General features: G+C 74.1%; 15 protein-coding genes, 1 tRNA gene and 1 pseudogene. 6 read left to right on the top strand and 11 right to left on the bottom strand.

Going from position 1 to position 18,218, the window contains the following annotated elements; genetic code table 11:
- Nucleotides 1–601: 601 nt before the first annotated feature.
- Nucleotides 602–675: transfer RNA gene (locus D450_RS0122660), tRNA-Gly, on the bottom strand.
- A 141-nt stretch (nucleotides 676–816) separates the two neighbouring features.
- On the opposite strand from D450_RS0122660, the gene dcd reads away from it, so the two are divergent.
- Nucleotides 817–1,392, top strand: a complete 576-nt coding sequence (dcd, locus tag D450_RS0122655) for a dCTP deaminase (RefSeq protein ID WP_017540922.1) — start codon at nucleotides 817–819, stop codon at nucleotides 1,390–1,392.
- A 29-nt stretch (nucleotides 1,393–1,421) separates the two neighbouring features.
- Here dcd and D450_RS0122650 read toward each other — a convergent pair whose 3' ends face one another.
- Nucleotides 1,422–1,982 carry a rhomboid family intramembrane serine protease gene (locus D450_RS0122650; RefSeq protein ID WP_017540921.1) on the bottom strand — a complete coding sequence of 187 codons (561 nt, stop codon included), beginning with the start codon at nucleotides 1,980–1,982 and terminating at the stop codon, nucleotides 1,422–1,424.
- Nucleotides 1,983–2,447: 465 nt separating this feature from the next.
- Between D450_RS0122650 and D450_RS0122645 the strand changes: the two genes are divergently transcribed.
- The 5 genes from D450_RS0122645 (at nucleotide 2,448) to D450_RS0122625 (ending at nucleotide 7,630) form a co-directional block, all read left to right on the top strand.
- On the top strand, nucleotides 2,448–3,602 hold the full coding sequence (locus D450_RS0122645) for a quaternary amine ABC transporter ATP-binding protein (RefSeq protein WP_017540920.1): 1,155 nt from the start codon (nucleotides 2,448–2,450) through the stop codon (nucleotides 3,600–3,602).
- On the top strand, nucleotides 3,599–4,834 hold the full coding sequence (locus D450_RS0122640) for an ABC transporter permease (protein WP_017540919.1): 1,236 nt from the start codon (nucleotides 3,599–3,601) through the stop codon (nucleotides 4,832–4,834). Before D450_RS0122645 ends, D450_RS0122640 begins: the two co-directional genes overlap by 4 nt.
- Nucleotides 4,835–4,902: 68 nt before the next feature.
- Nucleotides 4,903–5,850: a glycine betaine ABC transporter substrate-binding protein gene (locus D450_RS0122635; protein WP_017540918.1), complete on the top strand. Its 948-nt coding sequence runs from the start codon at nucleotides 4,903–4,905 to the stop codon at nucleotides 5,848–5,850.
- A gap of 192 nt (nucleotides 5,851–6,042) precedes the next feature.
- Complete coding sequence (locus D450_RS0122630) at nucleotides 6,043–6,258, top strand: hypothetical protein (protein ID WP_017540917.1); 216 nt, start codon at nucleotides 6,043–6,045, stop codon at nucleotides 6,256–6,258.
- A 1-nt stretch (nucleotide 6,259) separates the two neighbouring features.
- Nucleotides 6,260–7,630: an amidase gene (locus tag D450_RS0122625; RefSeq protein WP_449289480.1), complete on the top strand. Its 1,371-nt coding sequence runs from the start codon at nucleotides 6,260–6,262 to the stop codon at nucleotides 7,628–7,630.
- 9 nt (nucleotides 7,631–7,639) lie between these two features.
- Here D450_RS0122625 and D450_RS0122620 read toward each other — a convergent pair whose 3' ends face one another.
- The 9 genes and pseudogenes from D450_RS0122620 to D450_RS33485 all read right to left on the bottom strand — a co-directional run bounded on the left by D450_RS0122620 (nucleotide 7,640) and on the right by D450_RS33485 (nucleotide 17,924).
- Complete coding sequence (locus D450_RS0122620) at nucleotides 7,640–8,101, bottom strand: hypothetical protein (RefSeq protein WP_017540915.1); 462 nt, start codon at nucleotides 8,099–8,101, stop codon at nucleotides 7,640–7,642.
- 196 nt (nucleotides 8,102–8,297) lie between these two features.
- Entirely contained in the window at nucleotides 8,298–11,066 is a 2,769-nt protein-coding gene (locus D450_RS0122615) for a helix-turn-helix transcriptional regulator (protein ID WP_026128714.1), read from the bottom strand.
- Nucleotides 11,067–11,168: 102 nt separating this feature from the next.
- Complete coding sequence (locus tag D450_RS0122610) at nucleotides 11,169–12,095, bottom strand: alpha/beta hydrolase family protein (RefSeq protein WP_017540913.1); 927 nt, start codon at nucleotides 12,093–12,095, stop codon at nucleotides 11,169–11,171.
- 183 nt (nucleotides 12,096–12,278) lie between these two features.
- Nucleotides 12,279–12,692 (bottom strand): annotated as a pseudogene (locus tag D450_RS0122605) (MMPL family transporter); the annotation flags it as partial.
- Between the two features lie 43 nt (nucleotides 12,693–12,735).
- On the bottom strand, nucleotides 12,736–15,156 hold the full coding sequence (locus D450_RS30990; RefSeq protein ID WP_241483246.1) for a penicillin acylase family protein: 2,421 nt from the start codon (nucleotides 15,154–15,156) through the stop codon (nucleotides 12,736–12,738).
- Nucleotides 15,157–15,220: 64 nt separating this feature from the next.
- Nucleotides 15,221–15,616, bottom strand: coding sequence for a lasso peptide biosynthesis B2 protein (locus tag D450_RS0122595; protein WP_083932758.1), 396 nt, complete (start codon nucleotides 15,614–15,616; stop codon nucleotides 15,221–15,223).
- Between the two features lie 14 nt (nucleotides 15,617–15,630).
- The gene (locus D450_RS0122590; protein ID WP_017540909.1) at nucleotides 15,631–15,891 is read right to left on the bottom strand and encodes a lasso peptide biosynthesis PqqD family chaperone; all 261 of its coding nucleotides are present in this window, start codon (nucleotides 15,889–15,891) and stop codon (nucleotides 15,631–15,633) included.
- Nucleotides 15,888–17,723 (bottom strand): asparagine synthase-related protein, encoded by a 1,836-nt coding sequence (locus tag D450_RS0122585; protein ID WP_017540908.1) that lies wholly within the window; start codon nucleotides 17,721–17,723, stop codon nucleotides 15,888–15,890. The genes D450_RS0122590 and D450_RS0122585 overlap by 4 nt, the downstream gene beginning before the upstream one ends.
- Before the next feature lie 75 nt (nucleotides 17,724–17,798).
- A complete protein-coding gene (locus D450_RS33485) occupies nucleotides 17,799–17,924 on the bottom strand; it encodes a lasso RiPP family leader peptide-containing protein (protein WP_017540907.1) in 126 nt (41 codons plus the stop codon).
- Nucleotides 17,925–18,218 lie beyond the last annotated feature (294 nt).

Below are 18,218 nucleotides of genomic sequence, written 5' to 3'. Positions count from 1 at the left end.
CCTCAGCGGCGGCCGAGGATCGCAACCCCTCCCGCGTCCGGCTGAGGGGGCCGGGCGCCATNCGGTCGCCGTCAGCGGCGACCGAGGATCGCAACTGGGAGGCCTGGGGGTGGGTGCGCGCGGACGCGCCNNCGGTCGCCGTCAGCGGCGACCGAGGATCGCAACCGCTCTAAGGCATACTCCCAAGCCCACCCCGACCGCGTGGCGGTCGCCGTCAGCGGCGACCGAGGATCGCAACGACGATCGTGACGCGCGTAGTCTGGCCCGTGTACAGGTGGCGGTCGCCGTCAGCGGCGACCGAGGATCGCAGCTCGATGGGGGTGCACGGTGACCTCTTCGCTCCGGGGGGGTCGCTCTCACGGGGGTGCGTGCGGATTACGGGTCGCTCGCGCTATGCGCTGGGTGGGGGAGTGGCTTCAGGTGCTCGGGCGCCGGCTTCCTTCCGTGCACCCTCGTGCACCCCCGCTGAGGGTGTGAATGACGGGATGGAGTCTGCACAGCGGGCGGCCGCGGCGAGGCGGTGCACCCGCGCGTGCACCCTCGGCAGCAGAAAAGCCCTGCCTGTTCGATGTGTCATCGCAGGTCAGGGCCTTCTTTCGAATGGAGCGGATGACGGGAATCGAACCCGCGTTATCAGCTTGGGAAGCTGAAGTTCTACCATTGAACTACATCCGCGTCGGGCTGCCCGGTGGGTGTTCCGTGGCTGCCAACGGGCCTCATCATAGCGGACTCTGGCGGGGAGCGGTAACCGGCGCGGGGCGGTGGCCCGCCGGTGGGGCGGAGCGGGGGGTCGTCGCAGCAGGTAGGTTCTGTTGCGTGCTGCTCTCCGATCGCGATATCAGGTCCGAAATCGAGTCCGGGCGGGTGAAGATCGACCCCTATGACCCCGGGCTGATCCAGCCGTCCAGCATCGATGTCCGGCTGGACCGGTACTTCCGGGTTTTCGAGAACCACAAGTACCCGCACATCGACCCCGCCGTCGAGCAGCCCGACCTGACGCGGCTGGTGGAGGTCGCGGCCGACTCGGAGTTCATCCTGCACCCCGGGGAGTTCGTGCTGGCCTCCACCTACGAGGTCGTCACCCTGCCGCACGACATCGCCAGCCGCCTGGAGGGCAAGAGCTCCCTCGGGCGCCTGGGGCTGTTGACGCATTCGACCGCCGGCTTCATCGACCCCGGGTTCTCCGGGCACGTGACCCTTGAGCTCTCGAACGTCGCCACGCTGCCGATGAAGCTCTACCCGGGCATGAAGATCGGTCAGCTGTGCATGTTCCGCCTCAGCTCCCCGGCCGAGCACCCCTACGGCTCGGCGCGGTACGGCTCGCGCTACCAGGACCAGCGGGGGCCGACGCCTTCGCGCGCCTACCTGAACTTCGGGCGGACGCAGGTCTGAAGCGGCTCTGAGCCCCCGACCGCAAGCGGTCAGCGGTACGGGCCGTAGGGCGTGTAGGGGGCGTACCCCTGCGTCGTGGGGCGGGGCTTCTCGCGCTTGGGGAGCAGCCAGGCGGACAGCAGCCCCCCGGCGAAGCCGAAGAGGTGCGCCTGCCAGGACACCCCTTCCTGCTGGGGCAGGACGCCCCAGATCAGCGTCCCGTAGAAGATGATGACGCTGATCATGATCACGATGTCGATGGTCTTCCGCTCCACGATCCCGCGCAGCACCGTGTAGCCGAAGTAGCCGAACACCAGCCCGCTCGCCCCGACGGTGAGCACCCCGGGCGGGCTGAAGAGCCACACCCCGATGCCGCTCACGGCCATCACGATGAGCGTCGTCCACATGAACCTGCTCAGCCCGCCGCTGATCGCGACCAGTGACCCCAGCACCAGGAACGGCAGCGAGTTGCTGATCAGGTGCGCGAAGTTGGCGTGCATGAAGGGCGCGGTCACGATCGTCCACGGCGCCTCGGTGTCCCACGAGCGCAGCCCGAACGCCGCGTCCAGCGCCCCGCCCGCGACCGAGTCGAAGAGCTCGAAGATCCACATCGCCGCCAGGAAGGCGGCGACCGTGAGTACGGCGACTATCCGTGAGTGCGTCACGCTTTCGACTCTATGCGAACCCTTCGCCCCGTCCCAGCCCTGTCTCCCCTCGGACCGGAGGGCGGGAGGTCACCTCGTGTGACTGCTCTGACCTGCTGTGTTGCATGAGAATGTGACGTGTTTCACGTTCTATAAGTGTGTGGTGCGGATCACATCCCGGGGGGTTCGCCCGAGCGGGAAGGCGGCACTTCCTTGGACGGCGCGGTGTGACCCCGGTTAAACGTGTTATCTGCGCGTGACCGTTCGATGTGTACCGGTCAGGCTTCCTCGTTAGCCTGCAGCTTCGGCATAAACAGGACTTAAGGAGTGGGGCCCGCCCACGCTCACCCCCCCGGTCCCGAGTGCGACGAAGCCGATGAGGGAGCCGAAGAGGAGACCGTGCCAGCAGTACGCGCAGAGAATCTCTACAAGGTGTTCGGGAGGCGGGCCGCCACCGCGGTCGATCTGCTCTCCGACGGGCGCCACCGCGACGAGATCGCCGACCTCGGCGTCACCGCGGCCGTCATCGACGCCTCCTTCGAGGTGGAGCCGGGCGAGATCTTCGTGGTCATGGGCCTGTCCGGGTCCGGCAAGTCCACCCTGATCCGCATGCTCAACGGTCTGCTCCCCCCGACCGCCGGCACGGTGGAGATCGACGGAACCGACATCACCGGCCTCAAGAAGGCCGAGCTCCGCAAGGTGCGCAGCGAGAAGGTCAGCATGGTCTTCCAGCACTTCGCGCTGTTCCCGCACCGCCCCGTCGTGGAGAACGCCGCCTATGCGCTCGAAGTCCGCGGTGTGCCGCGGGAGGAGCGCCGCGCGAAGGCGATGGAGGCGCTGGAGCTCGTCGGGCTCAAGGACTGGGAGGACAAGCTCCCCGGCCAGCTGTCCGGCGGCATGCAGCAGCGTGTGGGCCTGGCCCGCGCGCTGGCCGCCGACACCGAGATCGTCCTGATGGACGAGGCCTTCAGCGCCCTGGACCCGCTGATCCGCCGCGACATGCAGACCCAGCTGTTGGAGCTGCAGGCCAGCCTCGGCAAGACGATCGTGTTCATCACCCACGACCTCAACGAGGCGATGCGCCTGGGCGACCGCATCTGCGTGCTGCGCGACGGCCGCGTCGCCCAGATCGGCACGGCCCAGGAGATCCTGGACCACCCCGCCAACGACTACGTCGCCACCTTCACCGAGGACGTCGACCGCACCCGGGTGCTCACCGCCTCGTCGGTGATGGTCCCCGCCGCGCCCTACGCGGCCCCGACCGACACCCCGCGCGCGGTCCTGCGGGTCATGCGCGAGCAGCACCGCGACTTCTGCTTCGTGCTGGACGGGCAGGAGCGCCTGCTCGGCGTCGTCGAGGAGCGCGACGTGCAGGCCGCGGACGAGGAGGGCGCCGCCGACATCGCCGAGCACGTGAAGCCGGCGGAGGCCACCACTCCCCCCTCCACCCTGGTGGCCGACCTGTTCGCCGACGCCGCGCGCTCGCCGCGGCCGCTGGCGGTCCTCGGCGACGACGACCGCATGCTCGGCGTCATCCCCCGCGCCGCCTTGCTCGACGGACTCGCGATGGAGGGGGGCCGCTCATGAACCCGTTGACCGTACCCGTCCCGCGCCTTCCCGTCGGCGACACCTTCGACCGGGCCATCGAGTGGCTCCGGACGAACCTGGAGTCCTTCTTCGACGTGCTGGGCGCCGTCATCGGCGCCTGCGTCGAGGCCCTGACCGGCCTGCTCGCCCAGACCTCGGCGACCCAGTTCACGCTGCTGGCCTGCGCCGTGATCGGCGTCGGACTGCTGCGCCGGGGCCACCTGCGCCCAGTGGCGATCGCCGTGGGCTCCTGGGCCGTGCTGTACATCGCCGAACTGGCCGGCGGCGCGGCCACGTCCGTCATCGGGTCGATGCCCGCGGCGCTCTTCAACCCGGCGATGAGCCTGTTCCAGGCCGAGTACGTCTACCCGCCGCTCATCCCGGCCCTGCTGCTGCTGGTCGCCCTGGTGGTGCTCAGCTTCGTCCTGGGCCGGGGCACGCGCCAGGAGCTGCTCGCCGCCCTCACCTGCGTGGCGCTGTTCGCCGTCGCGCTGGCCCACTTCACCCTGGGCGTCCAGCTGTCCCTGGTCACCCTCCCGCTGTTCGCCCTGCTGGCCTACCTGGTCAGCGGCTGGCGCGTGGCGCTGTTCACGGTGCTGGGCTTCCTGCTCATCATCAGCATGGACAAGTGGGACAACGCCATGGCCAGCCTGGCGCTGATCCTCGTGGCCACCGGCGTGGCCGTGGTCGTCTCCCTGCCGCTGGGCATCCTGGCGGCCAAGAGCGACCGCTTCAGCACCGTCGTCCGCCCGGTCCTGGACTTCATGCAGACCCTGCCGGCGTTCGTCTACCTGCTGCCCGCGGTGGCGTTCTTCAGCATCGGCACGGTCCCCGGCGTCATCGCGACCGTCGTGTTCGCCATGCCGCCCGGCGTGCGCCTGACCGAGCTGGGCATCCGCCAGGTCGACAAGGAGCTGGTGGAGGCCGGCGAGGCCTTCGGCGCTCCGGACTGGGCGATCCTGCGCCGGATCCAGCTGCCGCTGGCGCTGTCCACGATCATGGCCGGCGTCAACCAGATCATCATGCTCAGCCTGTCCATGGTGGTCATCGCCGGGATGGTCGGCGCGGGCGGCCTGGGCAACGACGTCTACCGCGGCATCGCCCAGGGCAACGTCCCCGTCGGCTTCGAGGGCGGCATCGCCGTGGTGGTCCTCGCGATCTACCTGGACCGCCTGACGGCGGCCATCACCCGGTTCTCGCCGGCGGGCAGGGCCGCGGCCGCCGCGCGCTGACCCCCGGCCCTCTGACCCGGGACCCCTTACGCCCCCCGCTTCCTCACATCCCCAACTGCAAGGAGGAGATGGACATGCGCGCTCCCAAGCGCTTCCCCCGTTTCACGGCGGTGGGCGCGGCTTCGGCCGCCCTGCTGATGGCCGGCGCGTGCGGTGGCGGCGGCGGTGACGGCGTCGCCACCGGCCCCGAGGGCGGTGACGGCGGCGGCGAGAAGATCAGCATCGGCATGATCGCCTGGGACGAGGACATCGCCGTCACCCACGTGTGGAAGGCGCTGCTGGAGGAGAAGGGCTACGACGTCGAGATCGAAGAGGTCGACGTCGCGCCCACCTTCCAGGGCCTGGCCGAGGGCGACATCGACCTCTACCTGGACGTCTGGCTGCCCGTCACCCACGAGTCCTACTGGGAGGAGTACGGCGACAGCCTGGAGGACCTGGGCGCCTGGAACGCCAACGCCTCCCTGCAGCTGACGGTGCCCTCCTACATGGAGGACGTGAACTCCATCGGGGACCTCAAGGGCGAGGGCGACACCTTCGGCGGCGAGATCGTCGGCATCGAGTCCGGCGCCGGCCTGACCAGCGTCACCAAGGACGAGGCCATGCCGACCTACGAGCTGGAGGACGAGTACAAGCTCGTCGAGTCCTCCACGCCGAGCATGCTGGAGGCCCTCGACACCGCGATCGCGGACGAGGAGCCGATCGTCGTCACCCTGTGGCACCCGCACGCCGCCTACGACCAGTACGACCTCAAGGACCTGGAGGACCCCGAGGGGGCCATGGGCGAGGCCGAGGAGCTGAAGGTCGCCGGCCGTGACGGCTTCTCGGAGGACCACCCCGAGGTGGCCGAGTGGCTGGAGAGCTTCGAGCTGAACGACGAGCAGCTGGCCTCCCTGCTGACGGCGGTCCGTGTGGACAACGAGGACGACCCGGAGAAGGGCGCCCGCGAGTGGCTGTCCGAGAACGGCGACGTCGTCGAGGGCTGGATGGGCGAGGACGCCGAGGGCCTGGAGTTCTAAGGCCGCTTCGCGCGCGTCCGGCGCAGTCGGACCCAGAGCAGTACCCCTAGAGCAGTACCCAGGGAAGGGCCCCGCCTCAGGCGGGGCCCTTCTCGTCGTGCGCACCACCCCCTAAAGCTAAGAAGTTTGCGTTAAGCGGCCGGAGGCTCTAGGGTCTCCTAAAGCAAAATCTTTGCATTAAGGAGGCCGGGCATGACCCCGGACGCATCCCCGCCGCCCGCGGACGAGGGGCCCCGCGAGGCCCCCGACGCCGCCGTCGCGGCCACCGTCGACCACCTCCGCGGCGTCCTCGCGGTCCTGCGGGAGCTGGACCTCGCCGACACGCCGCCGGCGGCCGCCTACGACCCCGCCGCGCACACCGCCGCGCACACCGAACCGCAGGAGGAGCCGCCCGGTGCAGCCCTATGAGATGACGCTCGCCGACGCCGCAGAGGCGGTCCGGGAGCGGCGGATGTCCCCGGTCGAACTGGTGGACTCGGTCCTGGACCGCATCGGCGCGGTGGAGCCCGGCCTGGGCGCCTACGTCGCGGTGACCGCCGACCGGGCCCGCCGGGCGGCGCGCGCCGCCGAGCGGGACGCCGCGGACGGGCGCCCGCTGAGCCCCGTGCACGGAACGGCCGTGGCGCTCAAGGACCTGATCGACGTCGCCGGCCTGCCCACCACGGCGAGCTCCCGGGTCCGCGACGGGCACCGCGCCGGTGCCGACAGCGCGGTCGCCGAGCGTCTGGCGGCCGCCGGGACCGCCCTGGTCGGCAAGGCCCACACGCACGAGTTCGCCTACGGGCTGACCACCCCGCAGACGCGCAACGCCTGGGACCGCGGCCGGGTCGCCGGCGGGTCCAGCGGAGGGTCGGCCGTCGCCGTGGCCTCCGGGGCGGCCACCTTCGCCCTGGGCACCGACACCGGGGGCTCGGTCCGGGTGCCGGCCGCGCTGAACGGCGTCGTCGGCCTCAAACCGACCTTCGGGCGGGTCCCCCTGCGCGGGGTGGTGCCGCTGTCCTGGTCGCTCGACCACGTCGGCCCCATCACCCGCACCGTCCGGGACGCGGCCCTGGTCCTCGACGTCCTGGCCCCCGGCGCCGCAGGGGCGGCCGGGGCNGGGGGGGGGCGGGGGGCGCCCCCCGCCGACGGCACGGCGGGGCTGGAGGGCCTGCGCGTGGGGGTGCCGCGCGACCACTTCTTCGAGCGGGTGGACCCGGAGGTGGAAACGGCGGTCCGGCGCGCGATCGGCCGCCTGGAGGAGCTGGGCGCCCGGCCCGTGGAGGTCCGGACCCCGATGGCGCGCTACATCCAGGCCGCGCACTGGGGCCTGATGGTCCCCGAGGCCTCCGCCGTCCACGAGCCGGCACTGGAAACGGTCCCCGAGCGCTACGGGGAGGACGTCCGCGTCCTGCTCGAAGCGGGCAGGCGGGTGCCCGCCGCCGACCACCTGCGCGCCCAGCGCGCCCGGACGATGATGGCGCGGGCCTGGGCGCGGCTGTTCGGGGAGGTCGACCTGGTGGCGGCCCCCACGGTGCCGGTGACGGCGGTGGAGGCCGGGCAGGCGGAGGTGGCCTGGCCGGACGGCGTCCGTGAGGGCGTCGCCGACGCCTACGTCCGCTTCAACGCCCCCGCGAACCTCACCGGCGGTCCCGCCCTGTCCCTGCCGGTGGGCCGCGACGGCCACGGGCTGCCGATCGGCATGCAGCTGATCGGCCCGCCCGGCGGGGAGGGCGTCCTGTTGCGCGCGGGAGGCGCCTACGAGCAGGCCGAGCCCGGGTTCGGCGCCGTGGCGCCGTGAGGGGCGGCTCTAGCCGCCCGCGGTCAGGGAGCGGTCCCGCGGCGGGATCCCGGCGCTGCTCATGAAAGCGTCGACCTTGCCCGGCGACGTCATCCCGGTCAGCGGCAGGTAGGGGCGGCTCGCGCGTCGGCCCTCGGTCGAGGGGAACACGCGCGGGCGCCCCGCCAGGTCGCACAGGCCCAGCGAGCGGGTCCGCCCGGACAGCAGGTAGTAGGAGCCGATGTCGGTGAACGGGATCCGGACGATGTAGCGCCCGCGGATGTAGCGGAACTCGCCGTCCTCGACCTCCAGCACCGGCGGGCGCAGGGTCAGCCCGTGGCCGATCAGCGCCGCGCCGCCGAGGGCGAGCAGCCCGCCCAGCACCAGGTTGACCCAGGACGCCGGGGAGACGGCGACGGCCACCGCGGCCAGTGCGAGGAGAACGGCCCCGGCCCCGATCTCCGCCTGCTTGCGACCCACCGGGCAGACCAAGCGAACCGTTTCGGACACGGCAATGCCTCTCTCGTTCTGCGTGACGGGGATGCGGCGATCGCAAGGGAACCCTATCGGCTCCGGGCGCCGCGGACGGCGGATTCGGGCCGCGGAGGACGGCGGATTCGCCGCCTTTGCGCCCACGCTAGCCCCCTCCCGCGCGCCCGCGGGGGCGGCGCGCGGGGCGGTCGGCAGGTCAGCGCATCATCCGCGCCAGATCGACGCGGGAGCGGATGTTCAGGCGGCGGAATATGGCCCGCAGGTGGTACTCGACGGTCCGCGGGCTCAGGAACAGGTGCGCGGCGATCTCCCGGTTGGTGGCCCCCTCGGCGACGAGCATCGCGATGCTGCGCTGCTGTTCGGTGAGCGCGGTGAGCGCCGAGGGGCCGGCCTCCTCGGCGCGGGCGCCGGGGGCGCCGTTGGCGCGCAGCTCCGCGCGCGCCCGTTCGGCCCACACCCGCGCCCCCATGCGCTCGAACGACTCCAGCGCGTCCCGCAGGTGCACGTACGCCCTGCCCGGATCCCGCTCCCTGCGCAGCGCGGTGCCGAACAGGAAGGCCGTCCTGGCCCGCTCCACCTCGTCGTCGGGGCAGGAGCGGTGGAACTTCAGCGCCTCCTCGAAATGGGTGGCGTAGTCCTGGGAGTCGCCCGCGCGCGCGAGCAGCGCCCGGCACCGGGCGGTCAGCGCCCGCCCGCTGGTGCTGTCGGATCCCTCCGCCCAGCGCTCGTACCCGTTCAATGCGGCCTCGGCCTGGTCCTCGGCGCCGTTGCGGATCGCCGCCTCGACGAACAGCGGCGCGGTCAGCACCCTCATGGTCGGGTGCCCGCGCCCGGGTTCGGCGTGCGCGAGCGCCTTGAGCCTGGTGAAGGCCGCGACGGCGTCGCCCTGGGACATCTCCAGCAGCGCCAGCGCCCATTCGGCCAGGGCGACGGGCAGGCCCAGGCCGTTCCGGCGACCGCCCTCCTGCACGGCCTCGGCGCGGGAGCGGCAGGCGGCCTCGTCCCCCTGGATGGCGGCGAGCAGGCTGAGCCCGGCCAGCAGGTGCGAGGCGCAGTTGGGCTGGCCCGTCTCCCGGGACAGCCGCAGCCCCTCCATGCCGCTGCCGACGGCCGAGGGCAGCCGCGCGGTCCAGAACTCGGCGTAGACGAGGAACTGCAGCGCCTGGGGGACCAGGGCCAGGGCGCCGCTGCGCCGCGCCGTCTCGGCCGAGCGCGATGCCAGGTCCCGCACCAGGCGTGCGTCGCCCAGCCGCAGCGCTGCCACGGCCGCCCGCTTGAGCAGCTGCGGCCGGTCGGTCCTGCGCGCCAGCACCACGGCCGTGCGCAACCGCTCGGCGGCCTCGGGGTAGCGGCCCTGGAAGGAGAGGGTGGAGCCCTCCAGGAAGGCCCTGCCGAAGGCCGCCTCGTCGGAGTCCTCCGCGCGCACCAGGTCCTGGCAGAGCAGCGCCACGTCGTGGTGGCGGAAGGGGTCCCCGGCGAAGGAGGCCGCGTCGGCGGCGAGCATGAGGGCGTCGTTGGCCAGCGCGCGGTCGTGCGGGGCCAGACGCTCGGCCGCCGAGACCAGGGTGTCGGCCGCCTCGAAGGTCTCGCCGCCGTGCAGGGTGCGGTGGCCGCGCACCAGGTCGACCCGGGCCCCGGCGGCGCCGCCGGCGCCCGCGGGGCCGGCGGCCGCCAGCAGGGCGGCGGCCCGGTCGGGCAGCCCGCAGGTCCAGGCGGCGTCCGCCGCCGCTGCGAACCGGAACGCCCGCTCCTGCGGGTCGGGGGTGAGCAGCGCGGCGCGCTCCATGACGTCGGCCGCGGCGCGGTCCCCCTCCAGGGCGCGGGCGCGTTCGGCGAGGTCGGCCAGCCGGTCGGCCCCGGAGGACTCGGGCTCGGGCGCGGCCAGGTGGCGGTGGCGCGCGTGGCGGGACGGCGAGCGCTCCGGCGGGAAGACCTCCTCCAGGCGCGCGTGCGCGCGGCGCCGCCGGGCGATCGGGGCCAGCCGGTAGGCGGCCTGCCCCAGGACCGGGTCGGTGAAGCGCACCCGTTCGCCGTCGGCGCGGACGGCGCCCCGCTCCTCGGCCGGGGACAGGTCGGCGGCCGTGGTGTCCTCCCCGTCGGCGGCGGCGACCAGGGCGTCGATCCCGGCCTCGGGGTCGGCGGCGGCGAGCAGCAGCAGGTCGCGCGTGCGTGCGGGCAGCTCCTCCAGGAAGGCGCGGTGCACGCGGAGCAGCCGCTCGTCGAGGGGCAGCGGGTCCGGTAGCGGCCGCGCCCCGGTCAGGTGGGCCGGCTCCAGGGAGCGCAGGAAGCCGTGCAGGGCGCGGGGGTTGCCGTGGCAGGCGCGGGCGAGGGCCGCGCGCACATGGGAGGCGGCCCCCGGGGCGGCGTCGGCGGCGGCGGCCTCGGCCTCCCGGGTGCCCAGGGGGCGCAGCCCGACCTCGGGCAGGCCCGCCAGGAGCGGGTCGGCCGCCGACGGGGCGGTCAGCAGGACGGCCAGGCGCTCGCCCTCGGCCCGCCGGGCGAGGGCGGCCAGGACCCGCCGGGACACCGGGTCGAGCAGGTGGGCGTCGTCGGCCAGGCACAGCACGGGGCGCTCCTCGGCGGCCGCGGCGAACAGCGCCGGCACCGCGGCCGCCGTCGCCGGGTCGCGGCCGTCGCCGCCGTCGAGCGCGTCCCGCAGGGCGTCGGCGTGGCGCTCCCGGAGTCCGTCGATGCGGTCGGCCAGCGGGCGCAGCAGGCGCTGCAGGCCCGCGCCGGGGATGTCGGCCTCGGCCTCCACGCCGTCGACCCGCACGCACACGGCCGGCGTCGGCGCCGACCGCCGGGCGCGGTCGAGCAGCGCGGTGCGGCCCAGGCCGGGCGCTCCGGTGACGAGCACCGCGGCGCCGCGGCCCTCGCACGCGGCGCCGACCGCCGAGGCGAGGGCGCCGGTCTCCTGTACCCGTCCGCGGAGCACGGGCGGGTGTCCGGGGGATGCGGTGAGCACGTCTGCACAGTACAGAGCACACGGCCCCGCGCCCAGAGGTCGGGGCGCGGGACCGGTGGATTCACCGATGCCCGATCACGTTCCGTGCCGGGTACGGCCGTCTCAGTTGTAGGGGCAGGTGGAGCGGTAGTCGGAGATGTCCAGGTCGAATCCGGGGCCGGGGCACAGGAACTGGTCGTAGCGCAGGTCGTCGTCGACGAAGCGCTTCAGCCAGGAGATGCTGTACTTGGCGATGGTGGTGTTGGAGAAGTTGGGCGCGAAGTGGCTCGCCCCGTCCAGCTCCAGGTAGGCCTTGTCCAGGTCGCGCGGCGCGTTTTCGTAGAACGGGATGGAGTGCGTGGCGACGCGGGCCACGGAGTCGTTCTCGGCGCCGACGACCAGTGTCGGCACCTCCAGGTCGAACGTCTTCTGGGTGTGCCAGCCGGTCAGCGGGATGGCGGCCTGCAGCGAGGGGTCGTCCTCGGCCGCGGCCAGGGTGCCCCCGCCGCCCATGGAGTGCCCCATCAGCGCCAGGCGGTCGGGGTCGATCCGGTCGGAGACCGAGCTGTCGTCGACCAGGTACTCCAGCGCGTTCTCCAGCTGGCGCCCCCGGCTGTTCGGCTGGTCGTAGCGGGTGTTGGTGTCGATGGTGAACACCACGAAGCCCTGGGAGGCCAACCGCGGCCCGAGCCAGGACATCGAGGACTCGCTCGCCGTGTAGCCGGGCGAGACGGCCACGGCGCCGAACGTCCCCTCGCTGGTGTCGGTCGGGTAGTAGATGGTCCCGCCGCCGAAGCCGCTGACGAGCGAGGAGACGTTGTCCTCGTCCACGTCGAAGTGGCCCCGGACGGCCTCGATCGAGTCCTCCGTCGGGTCGGGGCCGCGTTCGTAGGGGTTGTCCTGCGCGGTGGGCTCCGCGGGCAGCGGGGCGGCGTGCGCCGAGGTGGCGACGGTGCCGCCGCCGAAGGCGAGGGCGGTGGCCGCCAGCAGGGTCCCGGCGACGCGCGCCCAGCGCGCGCCTCCGGGACGCGGGGTGGTGTCGATACGCACGGATCGTCTCCCAATCGTGGGGGTGCGGGTTGACGATCCCGGCCTCCCACGGGAGCCGTGGGGGAGGTGCTGCCCGTGAGTGACCGGGGGAACACGAGTGTGCGGTGAACCACAGGCGCGGCACATCCGTTGAATCACCAGGCTTGGCCGAAGAGGTCCGTGTGCGTTCTGGGCCCCCGGAGGTCAGTGGGAGACCCCGATCCGCCGGTGCAGGCGCATCAGCAGGGGCGGCGCCCACCAGTCGGCGCGCCCCAGCAGGCGCATGGACGCGGGCAGCAGCAGGGCGCGTACCAGGGGGGCGTCGACCAGGACGGCCAGGGCGAGGCCGGCGTCGGCGGTGTCACCGGTGCGGGCGAACTCCTCCTTGATCCGGGCCGGCATGAACGCCTCGTAGTCCATCGACAGCCCGTAGGCGATGCAGAACATCGGGATCGGGAAGCTCGGCTCCAAGGCGCCGGGCGGGGTGAAGCCCAGCGCGTCCGCGAGGCCGCCGTCCTGGAAGCCCCAGACCAGGACGCCGAACATGACGCCGAGCGTCAGGAGGTTGAGCAGCGTCGCCTTGGCGGGGATGAGCAGACTTCCGGTGGGCAGGTCCAGGGCGGGCGGAGATCGTCGCCGAGCTCACCCGCCTCCTCACCTCCTATCTGGAGCCTGAGATCGGGGCGGCGCCCTCCGACTGAACCGTCTCCGGCCGGCCCGTGCCGTGCTCAGGGGCCGGCAGCAGTCGCACGGTCAGGGCCGTGTTCGCCTCGACGGCCTCCCGTGTGTAGAGGAGGGGAAAGTAGTCGCCCCTCCTCCACGCCGGCAGGAGGTCGTCGTAGTGCTCTGAGCGCGGATCGCCCGACTGCCCCGGGGCGCTCGCGGCGAAGGACCGGTCCCATGCGCCCACGTCGATCACTGCCCGGAACGAGGCTCCGGCCGCCTGGCCGAAGTCCTGCGGCCGGTAGAACGAAGCGTCGACCGTGTCCCACGCGCCGCCCCGGGGGAGCGGTCCGACGTGGTCCCCGGCGGGATGCTCGAACAGCGTCCACTGCAGGTCGCCCCAGCGCCAGAACGACGGATCGCCGCCGAGCAGGGAGGAGACCTCCCCGTAGGCGTCGGAGAGGGAGGAGAGGAGCAGCGCCTCGCGCTCCGCGGGGTCGAGGCCCTCCAGGGCGCGGACCAGCGTCTCGGTCTCGGTGAGCGTGACCAGGTGCCGGGCCTCGGAGGGGACGCGGGCGTCGTACAGGGCCGGGGCCAGGTGCCGGGACGTCCACGTCTCGAAGAGCGCGGCGCCGGCGGAGTCCTCGGCGGCCACCCGGTCCCAGCGGTGCAGGAGCCGGAGCGCGGCCGCGGTGTCCCCTGTGTCCTCCCTGTCCCCCGTGTCCTCCCCCTCCGTGCCGCCTGCGGCCTCCGGGGGCGGGAGCATCGGGACCAGGGCGTCGGCGGGCAGGCTGCGCCGGTCGTTCTGCAGGGCCATCGCGTCCCCGGCGCCGAAGGGGCGGTCGCGGGCGAGCACGTCGGTGATGCGCCGGTGCCGGTAGGGCGAGGGCCACTCGTATCCGACGGGGCCGGGCAGGCGCGGCGCGGGCGTGTACTCGTTCGCGGCGGCGGTGAACCCCTCCGGCGGGTCGGCCCGCCAGGGCAGCAGGGAGCCGTCCGCCGTCCCCGCCCACGGGTAGCGCCCGTCGCCGGGCACGGGGAGCAGGCCGTCGTGCCCGGGGCGGACCGGCACGGCGCCCGCGGAGACCCGGGCGACGGTGCCGCCGNCCCCCCCGCCCCAGCCTTCGGCGGCCGCGCGGAAGCCGTCGAGGTCCCGGGCGCGCATCAGCTCCAGGGCGCCCAGGTAGGGCGCGGTGCCGGGCATGCTCCAGGTGGTGCGGACCGCGTAGGCGGTGCCCGCCTCCTCGTCCAGCCGCACGACCGGGCCGTGCCGGGTGAACAGCAGCTCGGCGGCGGCGGGGTCGGTCCCCTGGACGGGGATGCGCTCGTGCACGGAGGCCATGCGCTCCCAGCCGCCGCCGTACCGGTAGAGGTGCGGGTCGTCGGGGTGGAGCCGGTAGGCGTAGAGGTCCTCCTGATCGGCCGACATATAGGTCAGGCCGAACGCCGCCGTCCCGTTGTGCCCGAGCGCCAGTCCCGGCATCGACGGCTCGCCCGCCCCCACGATGTCGGTCCCCGGTGCCGAAAGGTGCGCGATGTACCGCAGCGACGGGGCGGTCAGGGACCGGTGCGGGTCGGCGGCCAGGAGCGGGCGGCCGGTCGCGGTCCGCTCGGGTGCGACCGCCCAGGCGTTGCTGCCCTCCGACGCCCACGGCGCACTCCTCGACGGGGTCGGCTCCGGGTCCGGCGCGAGGGCCGGTGCCCGAACGGCCGCCAGATAGGTGTCCAGGACGCCGGGGGGAATCGCGCAGGGGTCGAGGCCTTCGGGCACCCGGGGCGTGCGCTCGGGCCGGAGGCGGATCCTCAGGCGGTCCGTCGCGGTGTCCGACGCACAGGCGACCCGCGCGCGCTGCACCTCGCTGACCAGGTTCCCCGAGAGCGCGTGGGTCCTGATCCGCACCACGTCCTCCGGGCTCCAGCGCGCGGGGCGGTGCCCCAGCTCCTGGAACTCCGGAGGCAGGTACGCCGGGTTCTCCTCCAGCCAGTCGATGTAGGCGTTGACGCCGGCCGTGAACCGCTCGGCCGCGCGCCTCGTGCCCGGCCCGTAGGCGGCCCACTCCCGGTGCATCGGGCCCCGGTAGAGGAAGAGCCGGGCGGCGCGGTCGCGCTCGGCGTAGGCGGGGCCGAAGGCCTCGGCCATCAGGCCCAGGCCCCTGCGTCGGAACAGGTCGATCTGGAACAGCCGGTCCCGTGCGGCGTTGAGGCCCTGGGCGAAGTACAGGTCGCCGTCGTCGCGGGCGTAGATGTGCGGCACGCCCCAGTGGTCGACGCGGATCTCCACCGGCGCGTCCAGCCCGGGGACGGTGTAGGACTCCGGGGCCGGCCGCAGCACAGCCGTCCCCTCCGCGGCCGGCGGGAGGAGGAGCGCGAACACGGCCAGCGCCGCTGCGGCGGTACGTAGGCGGCTGCGGCGGGGCATCGTGCGCACCCTACGCGGGCCGTGTCCGGCCCCGCGCCGGAGGGGCGCGCGCCCCGATTCCGCCTCAGACGCGCATCAGCGGCATGTAGTGGTCGGGCGGGGCGGGCTCGCCGACGGGGACCCCCTCGGCCTCGACCCAGGCGTGCGCGCCGAACGGGTCGGTGCGCACCCCGGTGCACCACGTCGGCTGGGCACCGTGCAGCCGGCACAGCAGCACCGTGGCGAGCGACCGCGGAAGGCACCCCTCCCCGGCGCACACCGCGCTGACCGCCACCACCGTCTCCTGGGCCCGCCGGACCTCGGCGACGGTCGCGGGACGGGCGCGCCGCCGAAGCAGGGTCAGCAGGCGGCGGATGCGCCGGGGCGGCCTGCGCGCCAGCAGCAGCGCCGCCAGGACCGCCGCCCGCCCGGCNNGCCCGGCCCCCCGCCGGGCGAGCGGCGGCCGCCCCCGTTCGGGCATGGCCAGGGGGATGCTCATGGCGCCACCAGCCCCGCGCCCTCGAGGGCGGAGATCAGCGCGTCCACGTCCGCGGCCGCGCGCTCGGGGGCGAGCGCGTACCGTTCGGCCAGGCGCCGGGCCGCCTCCCCGGGGTCGGCGCCGTCGAGGAGCATCCGGGTGATCTCGGCGCCGCTGCCGTTGAGGTGGTAGTAGCGGCCGCTGCGCTCGTCGAGCAGCACCATGCCGCCGTCCGCGGGCGCGGTCGCCACCTCGGGCCGCAGTTCCAGTGCGCTCACGTGGCCTCTCCGATCCTCGTCTCGGGCCGCCGGGCGCCGGCCCGCGGCCGCCCGCTCTGGCGCAGCCAGTTCTCCACGCCGAGCGTGGCCTCGATGGCGGCGAGGCCGCCGGCGCCGGTGTGCGGGCCGGTCACGGCGGCGCGCAGGGCGTCCGCGTCCACCAGGCCGAGCCGTTCGAGGTGCATGCCCTCGGTCAGCGCCAGGAGCGCGGAGCGGTGGTACTTCAGGCCGGTGAACGCCTCGCCGCTGAACTCGCCCTTGGTGCGCCGCGTCAGGAGTTCGTCGGGGAGCACGCCCCGCATCGCCTCGGCGAGCAGCGGTTTGTAGCGGTAGGGGTCGCACAGGCGCCTGCCGTCGACGCTCAGCACCGCGTTCACCACGGCGTCGTCCAGGTAAGGCGTGGCCAGTTCGACGCCCGCGTGCCGGTAGAGCTGGTCGACCACGCGCATCGCGCAACCGGAGGTCCGGACCGCCTGCAGTTTCGCGTGCTGCGCGCGTGGGCGGGCCGAAGGGGCGGCGTCCGCGGCGGCGCGCAGGAGCTCGGCGACGGCGCCGCGGGCGTCCGGGGTGGCCCAGGGCGGGAGCCTGGTCGGGGAGACCCAGTCGAAGTGGGGGGTCCTCTGCGTCACCGGGGGAGCGTCCAGGGCATTGGCGGCACGGCGCAGCGAACGCCCGTACCCGCGGCGATCCGCCAGAGCGCGCGCGGTGGCGGCCATCGGCCAGCGCGCCAGGGCCCTGTAGCCCCACGCCCTCTTCAGCGCGGTGAGCGGGGCCCGGGCGGCGAGCGCGTGCAGGAACAGGGCGTTCCCGGCGAAGAGTTCGTCGCCGCCCTGCCCGTTCATGTGCAGGCGGGCCCCGAGCGAGGCCAGGTCGCGTGCGGCGTGCAGGGTCCGTTCCCGGATCCTGATGCAGGGGAGGGGCTCGTCCAGGGACGGTGAAGGGGCGTCGACGCGCGCGAACCACAGGGGCAGCCCGTCGGCGGGGGCCACGCGGTGCACGGCGTCGGGGAGGAACGCGCGCGCCTTGGCGGCCCACACCGGGTCGTCGTTTCCAGGATCGGAGGTGTCCCACCGGTAGGTGACCAGGCGCTCGGCGTGCCGGGCGGAGAGCAGGGACAGGGTGGAGGAGTCCCAGCCGCCGGAGAGGTCGCATCCGACGGTGCCCGCAGCGCGCGTGCGGGCGCGCACGGCCTCCTCCAGGGCCTCGGCCACCGCGGGCACCCCCTCCTCGGGTGAGAGGACGGGGCGGGGCGCCCGCCACCAGCGGGACAGGCGCAGCGCGCCGTCGGGTTCGAGCACGGCCGCGTGGTCGGTGGGCACGGGGTCCACGCCTCTCAGCGGCGCCTCCTGCTCCAGGCCCTCGGCCGCCGGGGGGACGGCCAGGCGGAGCGCGAGGACGCCGGGGTCGACCGGCGCGCCGGAGGCGGCCAGGGCGTCGATCCGGTCGGCCAGCACGCGCACGCCGCGCACGTCGGCGTGGAACAGGCGGCGCACCCCGGAGGCCGCCCCGCGCGCCCACACCCGGCCGCCGACGGCGGCGACCAGGTGGAAGCAGCCGGTGAGCGCGCGGGTGCGCTCGCCGATCCGGTCGAGCCCGCCGGCCAGGGCGGTCTCGAGGACGGCCGACGTCGCGGTGGAGCGGCCGATCAGGGCGATGCGGGACGGGCCGGCCAGGACGAGCGCGGCCTCGCCGGGCCCCCAGGTGCCGACGATCCACGGGCGGCCGGAGGCGTGCGGGACCACGCGGTCGGCGGCGGTCGCCAGCAGCCGGGCCGCCGGTGCGGCGTCGTCGGTGTCGGGGAGGACGGCGAACCAGGTCGGCGGTGCGTGCACGCGTCTCCTCGTCAGTGGCGGTAGGGGCGGAGGCGGCCCGGACCGGATCCGGACCGCCTCCGGCCGGGCAGGGGGTCAGTAGAAGATGCCGAGGACGAATCCGTCGTAGATGGGGAGGGAGCCGCCGCCGAGCGTCACGTCCTTGAATTCGCCGAGGTGGGTGAGAACAGGGCGGATGTAGCGCGGGCGGGTGTCCTGCATCGGGATCTCCTTCGAATCGCAAGGGGGCGTCAAGAGAATCGCCTGAGGCGAGAGCCCATGGCGTCGTGCAAGCCGTCGCCGAGCGCCGGATACCTGGAGGTGCCGGGTTCGGTGGTGACCGGGACGGCGTGGTCCTTCGTCCGTCCTTTCCTGTCGGCCCTTTCCTGTCATCGGGGGCGGACCGCCCCCTGAGGGCTTGGAGGGGGTCCGCGGCTGCACTCATCCCCGCGCGCCGATGGCGACGAAACGCATGATCAGCCACGATTTCCAGAACGGATCCGTGGTGGAGGCCGC

The organism is Nocardiopsis halophila DSM 44494 (assembly GCF_000341245.1).
Lineage (GTDB): Bacteria > Actinomycetota > Actinomycetes > Streptosporangiales > Streptosporangiaceae > Nocardiopsis_A > Nocardiopsis_A halophila.
The sequence above is the reverse complement of the archived record's forward strand: the minus strand, read 5'-3'. Positions and strand labels throughout refer to the sequence as shown.